This window comes from Microtetraspora glauca, from assembly GCF_040656155.1.
GTDB classification, from domain to species: Bacteria; Actinomycetota; Actinomycetes; order Streptosporangiales; family Streptosporangiaceae; genus Microtetraspora; species Microtetraspora glauca.
The window spans coordinates 72,634-87,751 of sequence record NZ_JBFALK010000014.1 but is presented as its reverse complement, the minus strand read 5'-3'; the positions used below and the strand labels follow the sequence as shown (position 1 = coordinate 87,751).

The 15,118-nt window shown below is 70.6% G+C and carries 15 protein-coding genes; 4 read left to right on the top strand and 11 right to left on the bottom strand.

The features are described 5' to 3' along the window. Positions 1-94: 94 nt before the first annotated feature. Complete coding sequence (locus tag AB0I59_RS24730) at positions 95-1,009, top strand: GNAT family N-acetyltransferase (RefSeq protein WP_061253998.1); 915 nt, start codon at positions 95-97, stop codon at positions 1,007-1,009. Positions 1,010-1,051: 42 nt separating this feature from the next. Here AB0I59_RS24730 and AB0I59_RS24725 read toward each other — a convergent pair whose 3' ends face one another. From AB0I59_RS24725 to AB0I59_RS24695, 7 genes are all read right to left on the bottom strand, one after another. Continuing rightward, positions 1,052-3,184 carry a peptidase domain-containing ABC transporter gene (locus AB0I59_RS24725; protein WP_061253999.1) on the bottom strand — a complete coding sequence of 711 codons (2,133 nt, stop codon included), beginning with the start codon at positions 3,182-3,184 and terminating at the stop codon, positions 1,052-1,054. Further along, entirely contained in the window at positions 3,181-3,369 is a 189-nt protein-coding gene (locus AB0I59_RS24720; protein ID WP_061254000.1) for a hypothetical protein, read from the bottom strand. The genes AB0I59_RS24725 and AB0I59_RS24720 overlap by 4 nt, the downstream gene beginning before the upstream one ends. Beyond that, complete coding sequence (locus AB0I59_RS24715; RefSeq protein ID WP_358136409.1) at positions 3,366-4,424, bottom strand: TIGR04500 family putative peptide maturation system protein; 1,059 nt, start codon at positions 4,422-4,424, stop codon at positions 3,366-3,368. The genes AB0I59_RS24720 and AB0I59_RS24715 overlap by 4 nt, the downstream gene beginning before the upstream one ends. Beyond that, positions 4,424-5,386, bottom strand: coding sequence for an MvdC/MvdD family ATP grasp protein (locus AB0I59_RS24710; protein WP_358136407.1), 963 nt, complete (start codon positions 5,384-5,386; stop codon positions 4,424-4,426). The genes AB0I59_RS24715 and AB0I59_RS24710 overlap by 1 nt, the downstream gene beginning before the upstream one ends. Positions 5,387-5,435: 49 nt before the next feature. Beyond that, positions 5,436-5,585: a hypothetical protein gene (locus AB0I59_RS24705; RefSeq protein ID WP_358136404.1), complete on the bottom strand. Its 150-nt coding sequence runs from the start codon at positions 5,583-5,585 to the stop codon at positions 5,436-5,438. A 231-nt stretch (positions 5,586-5,816) separates the two neighbouring features. Further along, entirely contained in the window at positions 5,817-6,641 is an 825-nt protein-coding gene (locus AB0I59_RS24700) for an NmrA family NAD(P)-binding protein (protein WP_358136401.1), read from the bottom strand. 361 nt (positions 6,642-7,002) lie between these two features. Continuing rightward, a complete protein-coding gene (locus AB0I59_RS24695) occupies positions 7,003-7,692 on the bottom strand; it encodes a TetR/AcrR family transcriptional regulator (RefSeq protein ID WP_358136398.1) in 690 nt (229 codons plus the stop codon). 85 nt (positions 7,693-7,777) lie between these two features. Here AB0I59_RS24695 and AB0I59_RS24690 point away from each other — a divergent pair, with 85 nt between their 5' ends. Continuing rightward, positions 7,778-8,728, top strand: coding sequence for an alpha/beta fold hydrolase (locus AB0I59_RS24690; protein WP_358136395.1), 951 nt, complete (start codon positions 7,778-7,780; stop codon positions 8,726-8,728). Here the strand turns inward: AB0I59_RS24690 and AB0I59_RS24685 are convergent. After that, complete coding sequence (locus tag AB0I59_RS24685) at positions 8,717-9,103, bottom strand: winged helix-turn-helix transcriptional regulator (protein WP_061254006.1); 387 nt, start codon at positions 9,101-9,103, stop codon at positions 8,717-8,719. The genes AB0I59_RS24690 and AB0I59_RS24685 overlap by 12 nt on opposite strands. 93 nt (positions 9,104-9,196) lie before the next feature. Between AB0I59_RS24685 and AB0I59_RS24680 the strand changes: the two genes are divergently transcribed. Beyond that, complete coding sequence (locus AB0I59_RS24680; protein WP_358136391.1) at positions 9,197-9,865, top strand: NAD(P)-dependent oxidoreductase; 669 nt, start codon at positions 9,197-9,199, stop codon at positions 9,863-9,865. Positions 9,866-10,082: 217 nt separating this feature from the next. Here the strand turns inward: AB0I59_RS24680 and AB0I59_RS24675 are convergent, their stop codons facing one another. Next, positions 10,083-11,975, bottom strand: coding sequence for an asparagine synthase-related protein (locus AB0I59_RS24675; protein ID WP_358136388.1), 1,893 nt, complete (start codon positions 11,973-11,975; stop codon positions 10,083-10,085). A gap of 346 nt (positions 11,976-12,321) precedes the next feature. Between AB0I59_RS24675 and AB0I59_RS24670 the strand changes: the two genes are divergently transcribed. Continuing rightward, complete coding sequence (locus AB0I59_RS24670; RefSeq protein ID WP_358136385.1) at positions 12,322-13,575, top strand: acyltransferase family protein; 1,254 nt, start codon at positions 12,322-12,324, stop codon at positions 13,573-13,575. Positions 13,576-13,606: 31 nt separating this feature from the next. Here the strand turns inward: AB0I59_RS24670 and AB0I59_RS24665 are convergent, their stop codons facing one another. Continuing rightward, a complete protein-coding gene (locus tag AB0I59_RS24665) occupies positions 13,607-14,380 on the bottom strand; it encodes an NAD(P)H-binding protein (protein WP_358136382.1) in 774 nt (257 codons plus the stop codon). Positions 14,381-14,473: 93 nt separating this feature from the next. Next, on the bottom strand, positions 14,474-15,064 hold the full coding sequence (locus AB0I59_RS24660; protein WP_061254009.1) for a DinB family protein: 591 nt from the start codon (positions 15,062-15,064) through the stop codon (positions 14,474-14,476). Positions 15,065-15,118 lie beyond the last annotated feature (54 nt).

The window sequence follows — 15,118 nt, the reverse complement described above, 5'->3', positions numbered from 1 at the left end:
TCCGCCCCGGCCCGCTCCGGTCCGCGCCGGTCCGCGCCGGTCCGCGCCGGAAAAATGGGATGAACGATGGCACTCCGGGCGGCAGGATGACCGGGTGACCATCGCGGCCGAACTGACCATGCGTCCCTACTCCGACGCGGACCTTCCTCTCCTCCAGCGGACCTTCGCGGAGTGGATCGCCGTGGCCGGCCGGTGCGGATACGACCACATCGGCGAGCTGCCGCACCGCATCTACGAGAACCTCCGCGGGCGGCGCCCCGTGGGAGAACTCGTCCACGTCTGGGAGCACGGCGGCGCCATCGCCGGGCTCGCCGTCAACCTGCGCTTCGGCTCGGCGTTCGACGTCTTCACCGCGCCGTCGCTGCGCGGTACGCCTGCGGAGCTGGAGATGCTCCGCGTCGCGTACAAGACGACGGGCCGTCTCATGGGCCGCGACGAGCCGTTCGTGCTGACCGACCTCTTCGACTGCGACACGACCCGGGCCGAACTGCTCACCCGGCTCGGGTTCGCCCGCTTCCGCACCTGGGACCACGTCAACGAACGCGATCTGGCCGGGCCCCTCGCCGAGCCGGTGCCGCCCGGCGGATTCGTCCTGCGCGAGGCCCGGCCGGAGGACGCCGAGCAGCTCGCGGTGGCCCGCAACCACTCCTTCGACGAGGACTGGACGGGAGATCTGTACCGGTCGGCGGTCATGGAGAAGCCCGGCTACGACCCCGGGCGCGAGATCGTCGCTGAGTCCCCCGACGGGAGGATCGCGGCGTTCACCGTGTACTGGACCGACGACCGCAACCGGATCGGGCACTTCGAGCCGGTCGGCACCCATCGGGAGTTCCAGCGCATGGGCCTCGCCCGCGCGGCGATGCTGTACGCGATGCGACGCATGGCGGAGCGGGGCATGACCACGGTGACCGTGAACCACAACGCCGAGAACCTCCCCGCGGCCGGGCTGTACGCGTCGCTGGGTTTCGTCAGGCGGCATGAGACGTACGGCTTCCGCAAGCCCTACTGACGACGCCCTACCGGCGACGAGCCCGGTCGGCGGACGGCCTCGTCAGCGGATGGCCTGCCGCTCGGTCAGGGCGGCGTACCGGCCGCCGTACCGCATCAGCTCGTCGTGGGTGCCCCGTTCGACGATCCGGCCCGCCTCGACGACGAGGATCTGGTCGGCGTCGCGTACCGTGCTCAGCCGGTGGGCGATCACGATGCGGGTCTGGGTCAGCCAGGCGAGGTTGTGCTCGATCGCCGCCTCGGCGGCGGTGTCGAGATGGCTCGTCGCCTCGTCGAGCAGCAGGACCCTGGGCTGGGGCAGCAGCGCCCGCGCGAGCGCGATCCGCTGCCGCTGGCCGCCGGAGAGACCGCTGCCCTCGGTGAGCATCGTCTCGTAGCCCATGGGCATGGCCATGATGTCGTCGTGGACGCAGGCCATCCTGGCCGCCGCCACCACCTGCTCCAGTGAGGCGTCCGGAACGGCCAGGCCGATGTTGTCCCTGATGGTCCCGGTGAAGAGGTGCGGGTCCTGGGTGACCACGCCGAAGCGGCTGCGCAACCAGCGCGCGTCGATGTCCCATGCGGGCGTCCCGTCGTACCAGACGTCGCCCTCGACCGGCTGGTACAGGCCCAGCAGGATCCGTCCCAGCGTGCTCTTGCCCGACCCCGAACTGCCCACGAGGGCGATCTTCTGCCCCGGCCCGACCGCGAGCGACACGTTCCTGACCGTCCACGGGGAGCGCGGGTCGAAGCGGAATCCGACATCCCGGAGGACCACCTCGCCGCGCAGGTGCGGCCGCTTCCTGCCTCTCCGCTCGGGCTCCGCCTCGACGATGTCGGCCAGCCGCTCGAAGTGCGCCCCGGCCTCCTGGAGCTCCTGGAGGCTGGTCAGCAGCGAGGTCAGCGGAGTGAGGGTGGACATGGCCAGCGCGTTGAGCGCGAGCATGGTGCCCAGGGTCAGCTCGCCGTCGAGCACCCGTGACGCGCCCACGAGCAGCAGCAGCGCGGGACCGAGGATCCTGATCCCCGACAGGACCGCGTCCAGGACCCCGCGGGTCAGGCCGAGACGCATGTCGGCGTTCATCTGGGCGGTGAACATCCCGGACCACCGCTCCATGGCACGCCATTCGGCGCTGGACGCCTTGATCGTCTCGATGCCTCCGATGGACTCGATGAGCCGGCCCTGGGTCGTGGCGGCGGCGGTCATCTCGCGCCCGGTCAGGTCGGCGATCCGCCTCCGGGTGGCCAGCAGCAGCGCGACCTGGACGACCGCCACGGCGAGCAGGCATCCCCCGAGCACGGGATCGCCCAGCAGGACCAGCGTCAGGAGGACCGCGGCCATCGGACCGTCGAGCAGCGCGGAGAGCGCCTGGCCGGACAGCATGGCCCGGAGGCTGGCCGCGCTCTGCGTGCTCATGACCAGGTCGCTCGTCCCCCTGAGGGTGAAGAACCGGTAGGGCAGCGTGAACAGATGCCCGACCACCCCCGCCGTGAACTGGGTGTCCGCCCGCGCCCGCAACATGAGCAGCACGGCCGTACGGAGATACGTGAGTATCGCCTGGGTGAGCACGACGAAGCCGAGCCCCACGAGGAGGATCCGCAGCAGATAGCGGTTCCCTCCGGGGAGTACCTCGTCCACGACGAGCCCGGAGAGCAGGGGAAGGACGAGGGCGACCCCCTGCAGCAGCAGGGACGCGAACAACGCCTGGAGCAGCAGCCCGCGGTGGCGGGTCAGCAGGGCGCGGACCAGGTCCCGGCGCCACGGGCGGCGCTGCGGGCCCCGGACGTCGAACTCGGGGCCGGGTTCGAAGGCCAGGACGACCCCGGTGAAGCCGACGTCGAACTCCTCCGGCGTGAGCCTGCGCCGCCCGGAGGCGGGATCGACGACCTCGACGACGTCCGGACGCCAGCGCTCGACGACCAGGAAGTGGTTGAACTCCCAGTGCACGATGAACGGTCCGGGCACCGCGCCGAGCTGCTCGGGGGCGAGCGAGAACGCCTTGGCGCGCAGGCCGTACGACCTGGCGGCCTCCGCGATGGCCAACGCGTTCAGCCCGTCCCGCGACACCTGGACGTGCTCGCCGACCTCGCGCACGGTCGTGCGGCGTCCGTGGTGCCCGAGGACCATCGCCAGGCAGGCCGCGCCGCAGTCGGCCATCGTGGCCTGCCTGATCACGGGCACCCGCCCGCGCCTCATCGCCCCGCTCCGAGCGAGGGAAGGACGCCGATCAGCACCACGGCCGCCATCGACATCGCGAGCAGCCCGACGTAGATCCACAGGCCGAGCAGGAGCCTCCTGGAGATCCGGTACGGCCGCTCGACGCGCCGCCGGGCGGCCATGTGGTGGTGAACCGCCTTCTCCCGGTACGGAAGTCCCGTCATGTGCCGGCCCGCCCAGCCGTACCGGCCGGATCCGCGGCGCCGGAGGAGCCGGACGCGCCGGACGCGCCGGTCCGCTCCGTGGTTCCCCAGAACCATTCGATCTTGGCCGTGCTCCTGCGCCGTTCGATCCATTCGGCGAAGATCCGGCGTTCGACGAGATCGCGTACGGTGCCGTCGAGGACGGCGGGCTCCACCGCCAGCACCTTGATCACCAGGTGACCGTGCTCCGTCTCGAAAGGACCGGTGACCGTCCCCGGCGCGGCTCCGAAGACCCGGTCGGCCGTCTCCGGATCCAGCTCTCCTCTGCGCAGCATGGCGAACACCTCGCCCGGCCGTGCCGTACCGTCCGCGAAGGCCCGCTCCACGGCGTCGAGGAACCCCTCGGCGGCGAGCACGCGCGGCCCGTCGGTGAACTCCACCCGCGCGACGCGGGCGACGTCGAGCTCGTGACCGTGCGCGGCGAACCAGTCCTCGACCCGGCCGGCGGCCACCCGCGACCGTAGCCTGGCCACGGACGCCTCAAGCACGACCAGCTCCTCCAGCTCGAGGTGGGAGATGTGGTTGCGGTCCATCCACGCCCGGATCGCGCCGCCCGCCAGCAGGCCGCGGGCCCGGCGGAACGCGTCCATCGCCTCCTGGAGCTCCGCGTCGGTCAGCGGTTCCGGCTCCTCCTCCAGCACCTCGCGTACGAGGCTGTCGCTGATGAGGCGGTCGGCCAGCCGCGACTCGTCCCAGATGAAGTCCAGGCAGGCGATCGCCCTGGCCACCGGGGTCTCGACCCCGTTGACCCGGAGCAGCAGGTGCTCACCGGCCCGGTGGACACCGCGCAGCGGCCAGGGCAGCGCCCGGTCGGGACACCACGAGAGGGAGATCGTGGCGCCGTCGCGTTCCTTGATGAGCAGGGCGTGATGAAGGGATCCGTCATATTCCTCACGCTGGGCGACCAGCCGCACCCGCGCCTCCGGGTACCGCGCCCTGAACCCGTCGAGGTCACGCTCGGCCGTACCGGCGCCGAGCATGTCGATCGCCTCGGCGAGCATCCGCCCGTCCGTCATCACGTCACTCCGCTCATGAGCAGCTCGCCGATCGCCGCGCCGATGGGCAGCCCGGTCGCGTCCTCGATCCAGAGGAACTGGCCGTTCGGATTGATCTCCAGGAAGACGTGGCGGCCGTCCGGCGTGAGGATCAGGTCGATCGCGCCGTAGGCCAGCCCGAGTCGCCCGACCAGGTCCAGGCACCGCTGGGAGATCTCCGGCGGCAGGTCGTGCGCCCGGATGGGCGTCGCGCCGGGGTCGTAGTGCCGCCAGTCGTACCGGGTGTGGTTACTCACCTGGGAATGGATCTCCGCGGCGAAGACCTTCCTCCCCACGACGGTCACGCGTACCTCGACCCGCTTGGGCACGTACGCCTGGACGATGACCGGGCAGAAGCGCAGGGCGTCCGCGTACGCGACGTCCACAGGGGTGACGGGGGCCGCGAACCGGCCGAACCGCTCTCCCTCCACGTCGAGCTGGTTGCCGTGCACGGGCTTGGTGATCACGCGGCCCTCGTGCCGGTCGTAGAAGTCGAGGAAGCTCTCGGGGTCGGTCGTGATCAGCGTCGCGGGAAGCTCGAAGCCCAGCCGCCTGGCCAGTTCGAGCTGGTACGGCTTACGCGCCGCGCGGTCGATGACCGGCCGGGAGCCGGGAACCGTGAGGCAGCCGAGGCTGTCCCAGAGGCTCTCGGCCATGACGCGGCACTCCTCCTCCACGTAGTCGCGAGCGGCGACCCGCGGATGCGCGACCGGGTCGAGGGGCCGGCGGTACCAGAGCGCGGTCACCTCGTCGAGCACGAGGCGGCGGCCCGCGCGGCCGAACATCCGGCTGGTCGAACCGTCCCCGGCGTGGCTGATCTCGAGGGTGGCGTCGGTCGGGAAGGAGGCGGGATCGAAGACGACGACGTCCGCGCCAGCGGCCATGAGCGGTTTCACGACCCGGTCGGCGTGCTCATCTCCGTCAGAGGTCAGGACGAGGATCATCGGCGGGGCTCCGGACGGGGGCGCGATGCGGTCGCGCCCCCGCGGCGAACTAGTTGCTGTCGCCGGAGGTGTGCGAGTGGTTGCCGTGGATCTCGATGACCTGGCTCTTGGCGCCGCCGCTCACCTGAAGAAGCTGACCCTCGTCGAGCTCCGGACCGAAGGCCGCGATGTCGTCGAGGGTGGTACGCGTCTTGCTCATACGTATCCCCGCCTTTCTTCCCGTACGGGACACCTGATGCGCCCCGTTGCACCGAGCAAGCTAGGCGAGCTGCAGATGCCCGGGCATCCGTCACGCGGATGATCTTGTGTCATCCCGGCAGGGGACGCGGATCGGGGTTCCGGGTGTTTCCTTCCCCGGTTTCCGGTCCGACCCCGACTTATATGAGCGCAGCTCATGCGGGTTCGCCGGACACAGGATGCACGTACGGCGTCAGGCGCGGAAGGCGTCGGCGTGCTCGGCGGCCCACTGGGCGAACGTGCGCGCCGGCCGGCCGGTCACCTTCTCGACGTTGGAGTTCACGATGTTGGGCTCCTCCGGCACGTTGCCGAAGACGTTGATGAGGAAGTCGATCAGCTCGTCCGGCTGGCCCTCGGCGGCCATCCTCTCCCGCGCCTGCTCCTCGGTGAGCTCGACGAAGCCGATCTCCCGGCCGATCGCCTCGCCGATGATGCGGACCTTGTCGCGGGTGCTCAGCCGCGCGGGGCCGGTCAGGCCGTAGACCCGGTCCGCGTGCCCCTCCTCCACCAGCGTGCGTGCCGCCACCGCGGCGATGTCCGCCTCGTGGACCATGGCCGTGGTGGCGTCGCCGAACGGCTCCCGCACCACGCCCTCGGCGCGGATGGGCTCGGCCCACTGCAGGGCGTTGGACATGAACTCGGTCGGCCGGACGAAGGTCCAGTCCAGGTCACCGGCGGCCCTCACGGCGGGCTCCAGCGTCCCCTCATCCCAGCCTCCAAGGACGGTCACCTTGCGCACCCCGGCCTTGACCGCCAGGTCGACGATCTCCTGCCCGTTCGGCAGCATCGCGTAGTCGTCTCCCCCGAAGGTGATCAGGTGGACCGCGGTGACACCGTCCAGGACGGGCACGAGGCTGTCGGTCACGGTGAGATCGCCCGCCACGACCTCCGCCTCGGCGGGCAGGTTCGCCCTGCGCGGATCACGGGTCAGGGCGCGCACCCGCCGGCCGTCGCGGATGAGCTCGTCCACCACGTGGCGGCCGACGGTTCCGGTGGCTCCGGTCACGAGGATCGTCATGGAAATCTCCCTTGGCTCGTTCGCGCTTCGTCGAAGACGCTACAGACCAATGCGGAAGACTTTGTTCCTAATTTTTGCCCTGTTCGGAGCCGGATCTCGTCGTCGCCCCCGGGCGTGAGCGCTCCCGCTTTCGGGGCGGGAACCCGAGCACGTCACCGAGGACGGATACGCCGGTATTCGGGGCGCCACATCCACTCCCGTACCTGCCGGGCCGGGTCGGGCAGATCCGCACGCGATGATCGCGCCCAGCCCCAGTCCCGGCCGGACCTCCCGCTCGCGGGAACGGCGCGCCACTCGGGCGGCCTTCGTGCCGCCGTGGGGCTCGTGACCCCGATGGGGCGAGCGGCCCGGGGTCTCAGGTTCAGGCGGGGAGGTCCGGCGCGGATACCCGCTCGGGCTCCGAACCGGTCGCCGAACCGGTCGCCGAGCCGATCGCCGGGCCGGTCGCCGAACCGTGTCCCGGACCGGTCGCCGCCGACGAGCGGATCCGGTCGAGGTGATAGTCGAGGACCGAGGCCGCGTCCGCGGTGCCGACCTCTCCGACCAGAACGGCGTCGGCGAGGCCGCGGGCGAGGCCGAGCAGCGCGTGGGCCTCCGCTTCGGGATCGAGACCGGGGCCGGGCCGCGCCGCGCTCACGAGCGCGACGATCGCGCGGTGGGTGGCGTCGCCGCCCGTCCGGTACAGCTCGCGCACGTCCGGGTCGGCGGCGGACAGCGTGAGGAACGCGTGCCCCGCGAGCAGGAGGACGGGAGCGCTCTCGCCCAGCCCGACGATCGCGAGCAGCACGCGCCGCAGTGTGTCGAGCGGATCGCGGGCACCGCGCACCGCCTCGCGCATGTGCCGCTCGACCTCCTCCCGGAGGACGTGCGCGCTCGCGCGCAGCAGGTCGCTCTTCCCGGCGAAGTAGTGCTGCACGAGCCCCTTGGAGATGCCGGCCTCCTGGGCGACCTGTCCGATGCTCACCCCGGCCAGACCGTCCCGTGCGCACAGCCTGAGCGCGGCCTGGGCGATCTCGGCCCGCCGCGCCGCGTGATCGACCTGCTTGGGCACGACCCACCCTCCCCTTTGGCAATACGACCGTATCGTGATACCAATACAATACGATCGTATCGCGAAATCGGACGGAGGCCCGTACGTGAACGACCTCGTGACACCCAACATCGGAGCCGCCTACCGTCGGCGGCGCCTCGGCCACTTCCGCGACCCGTCGGCCTACACGCGCTATCGGGAGGCGTACGACAGAGCCATGGCCGACCTTCCCCGGCCCGCTCAGACGTGGGACGTGGAGACCCGCTTCGGAACGGTGCGCGTCTACCGCTTCGGGGCCGGCGACGGCGTGCCGCTAGTCCTGCTGCCGGGTCGCACCGCGTCCACCCCGATGTGGTCGTCGAACCTCGCCGGTCTCGCCGCACACCGGCCCGTCTACGCGCTCGACCTGCTCGGCGAGCCCGGACTCTCGGTGCAGACACGGCCGCTCACCAGCGCAGCCGACCAGGCCGGCTGGCTCGCGGACGTCCTCGCCCGGCTCGGCCACGACCGGGTGCACCTCCTCGGCGTGTCCATCGGCGGGTGGACCGCCTTCAATCTGGCCGTGCACGCGCCAGACCGGATCGCCTCCGTGAGCCTGCTCGACCCCGCCAACCTCTTCGGCCGGATCACCTGGAAGGCCGTCGTCGTCTCGCTGGGCGCGTTCGTCCCGTTCTTCCCCGAGTCCTGGCGCCGGCGGTTGCTGGGCTGGATCTCCGGCGGCGCCGACGCCACCGGTGACCTACCGGTCGCGAACCTGATCTCGGCCGGGATGCGCGACTTCACCACGTTCCTGCCCGTGCCGACGTACCCCACCGATGACCAGGTGGCCGGAGTCGGCCTGCCGGTGCTCGCCCTCATCGCCGGGCGCAGCATCATCCACAATCCGCGCAAGGCCGCCCGCCGCGCCCGCCGGCTGCTCTCCCGAGGCGCCGTCGAGCTGTGGCCGGACGCCTCACACGCCATCAACGGCGAGTTCCCCGACCGCGTCAACGCCCGCGTCCTCGCGTTCGTCGACGGCACCGACGCCGGTTCCGCGGACGAGGGCCTACCGCGATAGGGACGAGCGCGGCGACGAGTCGTGCGCCCTGCGAGCTTCGAGCAACGCGGGGAGATGGTCCGCGCTCCAGGCGCGCGCGGCCGCGATGAGGGTCAGCAGAGTGCGCCCCAGATCGGTCAGCTCGTACTCGACCCGTGGCGGATTCTCGTCGTACGCGGTGCGGGTCACCAGGCCGTCGCGCTCCATCGCCCGCAGGGTCTGGGTCAGCACCTTCGGCGTGATCCCGCGCAACGGCCCGCGCAGCTCGTTGAAGCGCCGACGGCCGCCTTCGAGACAGAGCACGACCATCGCGGTCCACCTGTCTCCGATCTGGATCGGCATGGCGCTGGACGGGCAGACAGGGTCGAACATCTCGGGATCCAACGGTTCGGCCATGGCCGCGAGGCTACCCCAGTATCTTTGAGGTAACCAGTATCCGATGGATACCGTCCTTTCCGGCAGCGACACACATGGCTGGATGGGAGTGACATGAGCGGCATCGTCATCTTCGGGGCGGGCGGCCGAGCCGGACGGGCGGTCACGGCCGAGGCCGTCGAACGCGGACACCGCGTCACCGCCGTGGTGCGGAACCCGGACAAGTACCGCGACCTCACGGCGGACGGCGTTCACGTGGTGCGGGGCGACATCACGGACGCGCGGGCGATCTCCACGATCGCCCGCGACCACGACGCCGCGGTCCACGCGGTGAGCCCGTTCTCGGGGCCGGAGCAGGGTTTCGCCGACCTCGACCCCGAGTTCTTCGTCAAGGCGGCCGACGCCCTGCTCGCCGGTCTGGCCGACGTGCGCGTGCCCCGGCTCGTCGCGATCGGCCTGTTCGCGAATCTCAAGGACGCCAGTGAGCGCCCGGTGATGGACGACCCCTCGGCCTTCCCGCCGGCGATCCGGCCGTTCGCCGTCGCGCACACCGCCGGGCTGGACCGGCTCCGGGCGGCGGACACGGCGATCGACTGGCTCATGCTCACCCCGCCCGCGCTGCTTGACGCGGCGGGCCCCAGGACCGGCGGCTACCGGATCGGAGGAGAGACCGTGCCGGAGTCGGCGTCCGCGCATCTGTCGTACGCGGACCTCGCGGTGGCGGTGATCGACGAGATCGAGACACCACGACACCACCGCACCCGCGTGTCCGTCTTCACCTGAGCCGACTCCGGCATCGCGCGATGAACCGCGCGCGACAAGCCGGGTCCACACGTCGCGCGACGAGCCGCGCACGCGACGAGCCGAATCCAGGCGCGCGGAGATCCCGTTCACGGGCCTGGATTCGACGAACGGCATCTCGAAGGGGGTGTTCGCGTCTCGGCCCAGAGGCCGGGCCGAGACGCCGGGCGAGGAGGACTCCACCGGCGGCGGCCCGTTCTCACCCCGGACGGGGGATCTCCAACGGCCCGAATTCAGGAGGCGAGGCGTCCGAGAACGCGTCCGTCATCATCATCGAAACCGTGTACAGATTCCAGGCCACGTCCATGCGCCGCTCGGGAAAGGCGGCGAACAATCCCGCCAGCCCGTCGTCGTCGACGATGCGTGCCAATCCGTCGCTCGCCGACGCCTCCCGTGGAGCGGTGATGCCCGCTCGCAGCAGGCGGGCCAGTTCCTCCGAGGGGTTCAACCGCCAGTTCCAGGGTTTGCTGTCGTTCCCGTCGCGGTCCACGCGCCCACCGGAGCGGTCATGAGGGCCGTTCCCGCCGCCGGTGGCACGGTGCCCACGCACCCGCAATCGACGCCGGACACGATTCACGAAATCGTGATCGGAACTCTCCACCTCGAAACGCCACGGCCTGCCCTCTACGGCGATGTCGCGTAGTTGTGGCGCGAAGACGTCTATCACCTTGTATATGACGTCCTCGGAACGCCGCCACAACGGATCGATGCTCAGAGCGGTCTGGACGACCCGGTTGTCGAGGAACGGCGGAACGGGATTACTCACGCGAAGCAGCGAAGCGCGCGAGGCGGCATGCCATCGGCCGACGCGGTACATGAGGTAGATGTGGTCGAGCACCTCGGCCGGGCTTTCTCCGCAACGTTCCAGCCACGGTGCCGCCAGAGCGCGGGCGTGGTCCTTGGCCTCCTTAGTCAGCAGATCGGCGTTCTTGCCGAAGAAGCCCTCCACCCGGCGCCTGACCGCTTTCTGGGTGAGATCTTCCTGGTTGTGGAGGAAACCGGCGCGCAGGATCTCTCCGCCGTGCCCGGACATCCGGGGCGTGGGATCGAATCGCGCCGGACCCGGCACGTTCTCGTACGCCGAAAGCATCCCCTCGCAGGCGTACAGAACGTTGTGCGTGCGGGCCAGCGGATGCTGGACGAGCATGCTCGCGCCATCGGCCGACCGTTTCGGCCGGTGGATCCGGTGGTCGACCCCCAAGGCCGCTGCGACGCGCCGGGCGAGCACCACATCGGGGTCGCCGTCGTTCCCGGTGGTCGTGGTCGTGAAGGGAATGCCCGCGCCGTACAGCAGAGCGGCGAGAAGCCTGCTGTCGCGGCCGCCCGTGAGCGAGAGCCGTACCGGCTCGGCGGTACCGAGCAGTGGCTCGACGGCGGCGAGCAGCGCGTCGGCCAGTTCGGTGACCTGGGCGCGCATGCCGCGCTTGGACGTCGGTTTGGGACGCGCTCGCGGAAGCGGGGTCACGGTGACGGCGCGGCGGCCGTTCGCGATCCTGATCTCCGCGGCGGGTGGCAACGTGGTGACGCCGTCGAACGGAGTCTCATCGGACATGAAATAGCCCACCCGCACCATCGACTGCAGAGCCGGCACATCCCAGACGATCTCGGGCCGCGCCGATCCGCCCCGGGCGGCCCTCGCCACCAGGTGGACCAGCAACGCGCGATTACCGATGACGTGCACGTCCGGAGTCTCCGCGTAGTAAAACGGGCACGCTCCCGTGCTGCCCGTAGCGGCGGCCAGATCGTCATCGCAGGCACGAAGAACCGAGAAACAGCCACCAGTACGGTTCACGACCTCGCCCAGGCGGGGGGCGGCGAGCAGCTGATCAGCGTCCGCCGGTCTGCTGAGATGCCCGGTGATGCCCGCGACCCGGCCGTTGCCTCGCACCATCAGTGGCAGTCCGTGCTCATCAGGCTCGTTCGACCAGGAGAGCAGGGAAATGTCGCCATGGCTGGAACGCCATTCCTGTGCGACGACGGTCGCGACGGGCACCGGAAAGGCTCGCGCCATGCCCTCGCGAGCCGCGGTGAGCGCCACGGGTGACACCGGGGTATTCGCGCGCTTGGCCGCGACGCCTAGATGAACGCGCAAGGTATTTCCCTCGGCAGGTGACAGATCGGCGAGGCGCCGTCCCCTCGCAGCCGAGGGAACGCCCGGCCCGGCCCACAGTGACCGAAGAGGCCGGCCGCTGCTCCCGCCCTCTCCCAATAAATCTTGGATTCCATACCCTTGAGAGACACGAATCGTCAGAAAAGTTGCCGGGCCGCGTCAGATTCGGCATGCGGTCCCGACAACTTCCGCGACCGACGGCGGTGAGCACCCCGGACTTATCCACCTATAGATGGATCAACAGACTGGCGTGCGCCGCCGAGAGGTCCCAGACTGACCTTGTCACGCACGGCGGCAACCGGCTGTCACGTACGGCGGCGGAGGCGGGATGACGGCGTCGCACATCGATCCACCCGTTACGGCGGGACCACAGCGCCGGCCGGAACTGGACGCGATCCGCGCGCTGGTGGTGGTCGGGCTGATCTTCTTCCACTCGGCGCTGGTCTTCGACACGCATGACGACTACTACGTGAAGAACGCCGAGACCACCGACGCGACCATGATCGGCGCGGGTCTGGCCGTCGTGTGGGCGATGCCGACGCTCTTCCTCATCGCCGGACTCGGGTCATGGCACTCACTCCGTCGCCGCGGTGCCGCCGGTTTCGCCGTGGAGCGGCTGCTGCGGCTCGGCGTTCCCCTGGTCGTCGCGACGCTGACGATCCTCCCGGTGCCGCAGTGGCTCCGGCTGCGGTCGGACCCCGCCTACCACGAGTCGTACCTGCGATTCCTGCCGCGGTTCTTCGACGTACGCCTGGACCTGTCGGAGTTCCCCTTCATCGTGCGGGGCGAGTACTTCGAGTCCGGACACCTGTGGTTCGTGGTGATGCTGCTCGCGTACGCGCTCCTGCTGGCGCCGCTGGCGCGCTGGCTGCCCCGCGACCGCGGTCGCCGGATCCGCGAGCGTCTGGCCGCGGCGACGCGCCCGCGTGGCGCCGTGCTGCTGCTCCCGGCCGTCCCGATCGCGCTGATCACCGCCCTGATGGGCATGGAGGAGCCGTTCGCCGGTTGGAGCCGCTGGGCCTACCTGCTGTTCTTCCTGTACGGGTTCGTACTCGCCTCAGACGAACGCTTCCGGACGGCGATGCGCCGCGACGCGGTCCCGGCCCTCGTGTCCGCCGTGGCCCTGCTGGCGATCGGCATGCCGGGCTTCCTGATCGCGGGCGACGCCCCCGGCGCGAACCCCTTCACGGACATGACCGCGCTCGCGATCGGCGTCCGCGTCCTGTACGGCGCCGCGGGATGGTGCTGCCTCGTCGCGATTCTGGGCCTTCTCGACCGCCGCCGGTCCGCCCGGATCCCGGCGGATCCCGGGCCGCGTGCGGGGGCGGCTCCCGGGCCGGGCCCACGGGCCGGCGTGGGGAAACGGCTCTACGCCTACCTGGCCGCCGCCGTCCTGCCGCTGTACATCCTTCACCAGCCGATCGTCGTCGCGGTCGCGTACGGCGTGGTCCGCTGGGACGCCCCGATGCTGGTCAAGTACGTCGCGATCGTCGCTGTCTCGCTCACCCTGTCCGTCGCCGCGTACGACCTGCTGGTGCGCCGGACCCGGCTGACCCGGTCCCTGTTCGGCATGCGCGGATGACCCGCTCGCCCGCGCCCGCAGGCAGGTTACGTCAGACAGCCTGAGATGTGTGACGGCTCTTCAGCCGGGCGAGCACGGACTCGGCCGGCCTGCCGAGCACCCGCTCCAGGTCGCCGCTCTGGTATTCCAGGTCACCCGCGCGCACCTGGGCGTTGAGCCAGCTCATGGCCCCAGGCCCGGCGTCGGGCACCTCGCGGTAGGCCACGCCGAGCGCGTCAGCCACCTCCGGACAGCTCCACAGCGGGCCGGTGAAGTCATAGGCCCGGCCGAGGTGCCCCTCACCCGTCAGCACGTTCGCCGCGGCCTCGGCCAGGTCGGACCGGAACGCGGTGTTCAGCCCGCGCCCGCCGGTGCTGCTGGTCAGCTCTCCCTCGGATACCTGCGGAACGAACGCCTCGCTGTAGTAGGGATGGCGCAGCATCGTGTACGGCAGGCCGCTGTCGCGTATGGCCTTCTCGGTGGCGTGATGTGCCTCGGTGACTCCCGTGGCGGTGGTGCCGGCGCCCAGAAAGCTGGTGTAGGCGATGGCGCCGACGCCGACATCACCGGCAGCCGCGACAGCGGCCAGATGCTGGCTGATCCTGCGAGCCGGATCGAATTCCGGGGAGGAGATCAGCAGGAGCCGGGTGGCCCCCTCGAAAGCCGCACGAAGAGATGCCGGGTCGTCGTAGTCGCCTCGCCGTACCTGGACGCCCTGCGGGGCTCGCGCGGGGTCGCGTACGACGGCCACCACGTCGGTGCGGGTGGACAACCGGTCGATGACCAGGCGTCCGAGCGCACCGGACGCGGCCGAGATCATGATCATGGGGGCTCCTCAATGAAGATCGCCCCAGTCAATTCCTCGCACGCCGTCCGCCGCCACTCATTTATCAGCCATGAGCGGCGGCGGGGGGCGGGTTCAGCTCCGGCCCGCCTCCTGCGCCACACGCTCCAGCCGGTTCCGGTAGTCCTCCCACCAGGTCCGGTCGCCTGGCGCCATGAACGCGTTGCCGTCCTGCAGCCCGACCACCGCGTCGATCGACTCCCGGACGATGTCGGCGTGCCCGGCATGACGGTGGCATTCGGCGATCACGTGCACCAGCACCCGATGCAGCGTGGTCGCGCCACGCTCGGCCGGCCACCACGGCAGGTGGCCGACGGCGTCCAGTCCCAGCGCGTCGATTGTGCCGTCCGAGTGCGCGCACGCCCGCCGGTACGTCTCGACGATGTACGCGCGGGACTCCTCGGCGGTGGCCCACAGGTCCTCGTTGGGTTCCGCGTCCTGCCGGAACCACGACGGCGGATCGACGAAGGGGCGGTCGAACGCGTAGCTGAAGTACAACAGTTCGACGGTGGTCAGGTGCTTGACCAACCCCAGCAGATTGGTGCCGGTCGGCGTCATCGGGCGGCGGATGTCGTACTCCGAGAGCCCCTCCAGCTTCCACAGCAGGGCGTCGCGGGCATCCTGAAGGTAGTGGTGAAGATCCGCTTTCGGATCCGTCTCGGTCATGCGGCTCTGTCTCCTGTCATCGGTCATGCCCCGCTCTCGCGTCCGCGAGAGTCG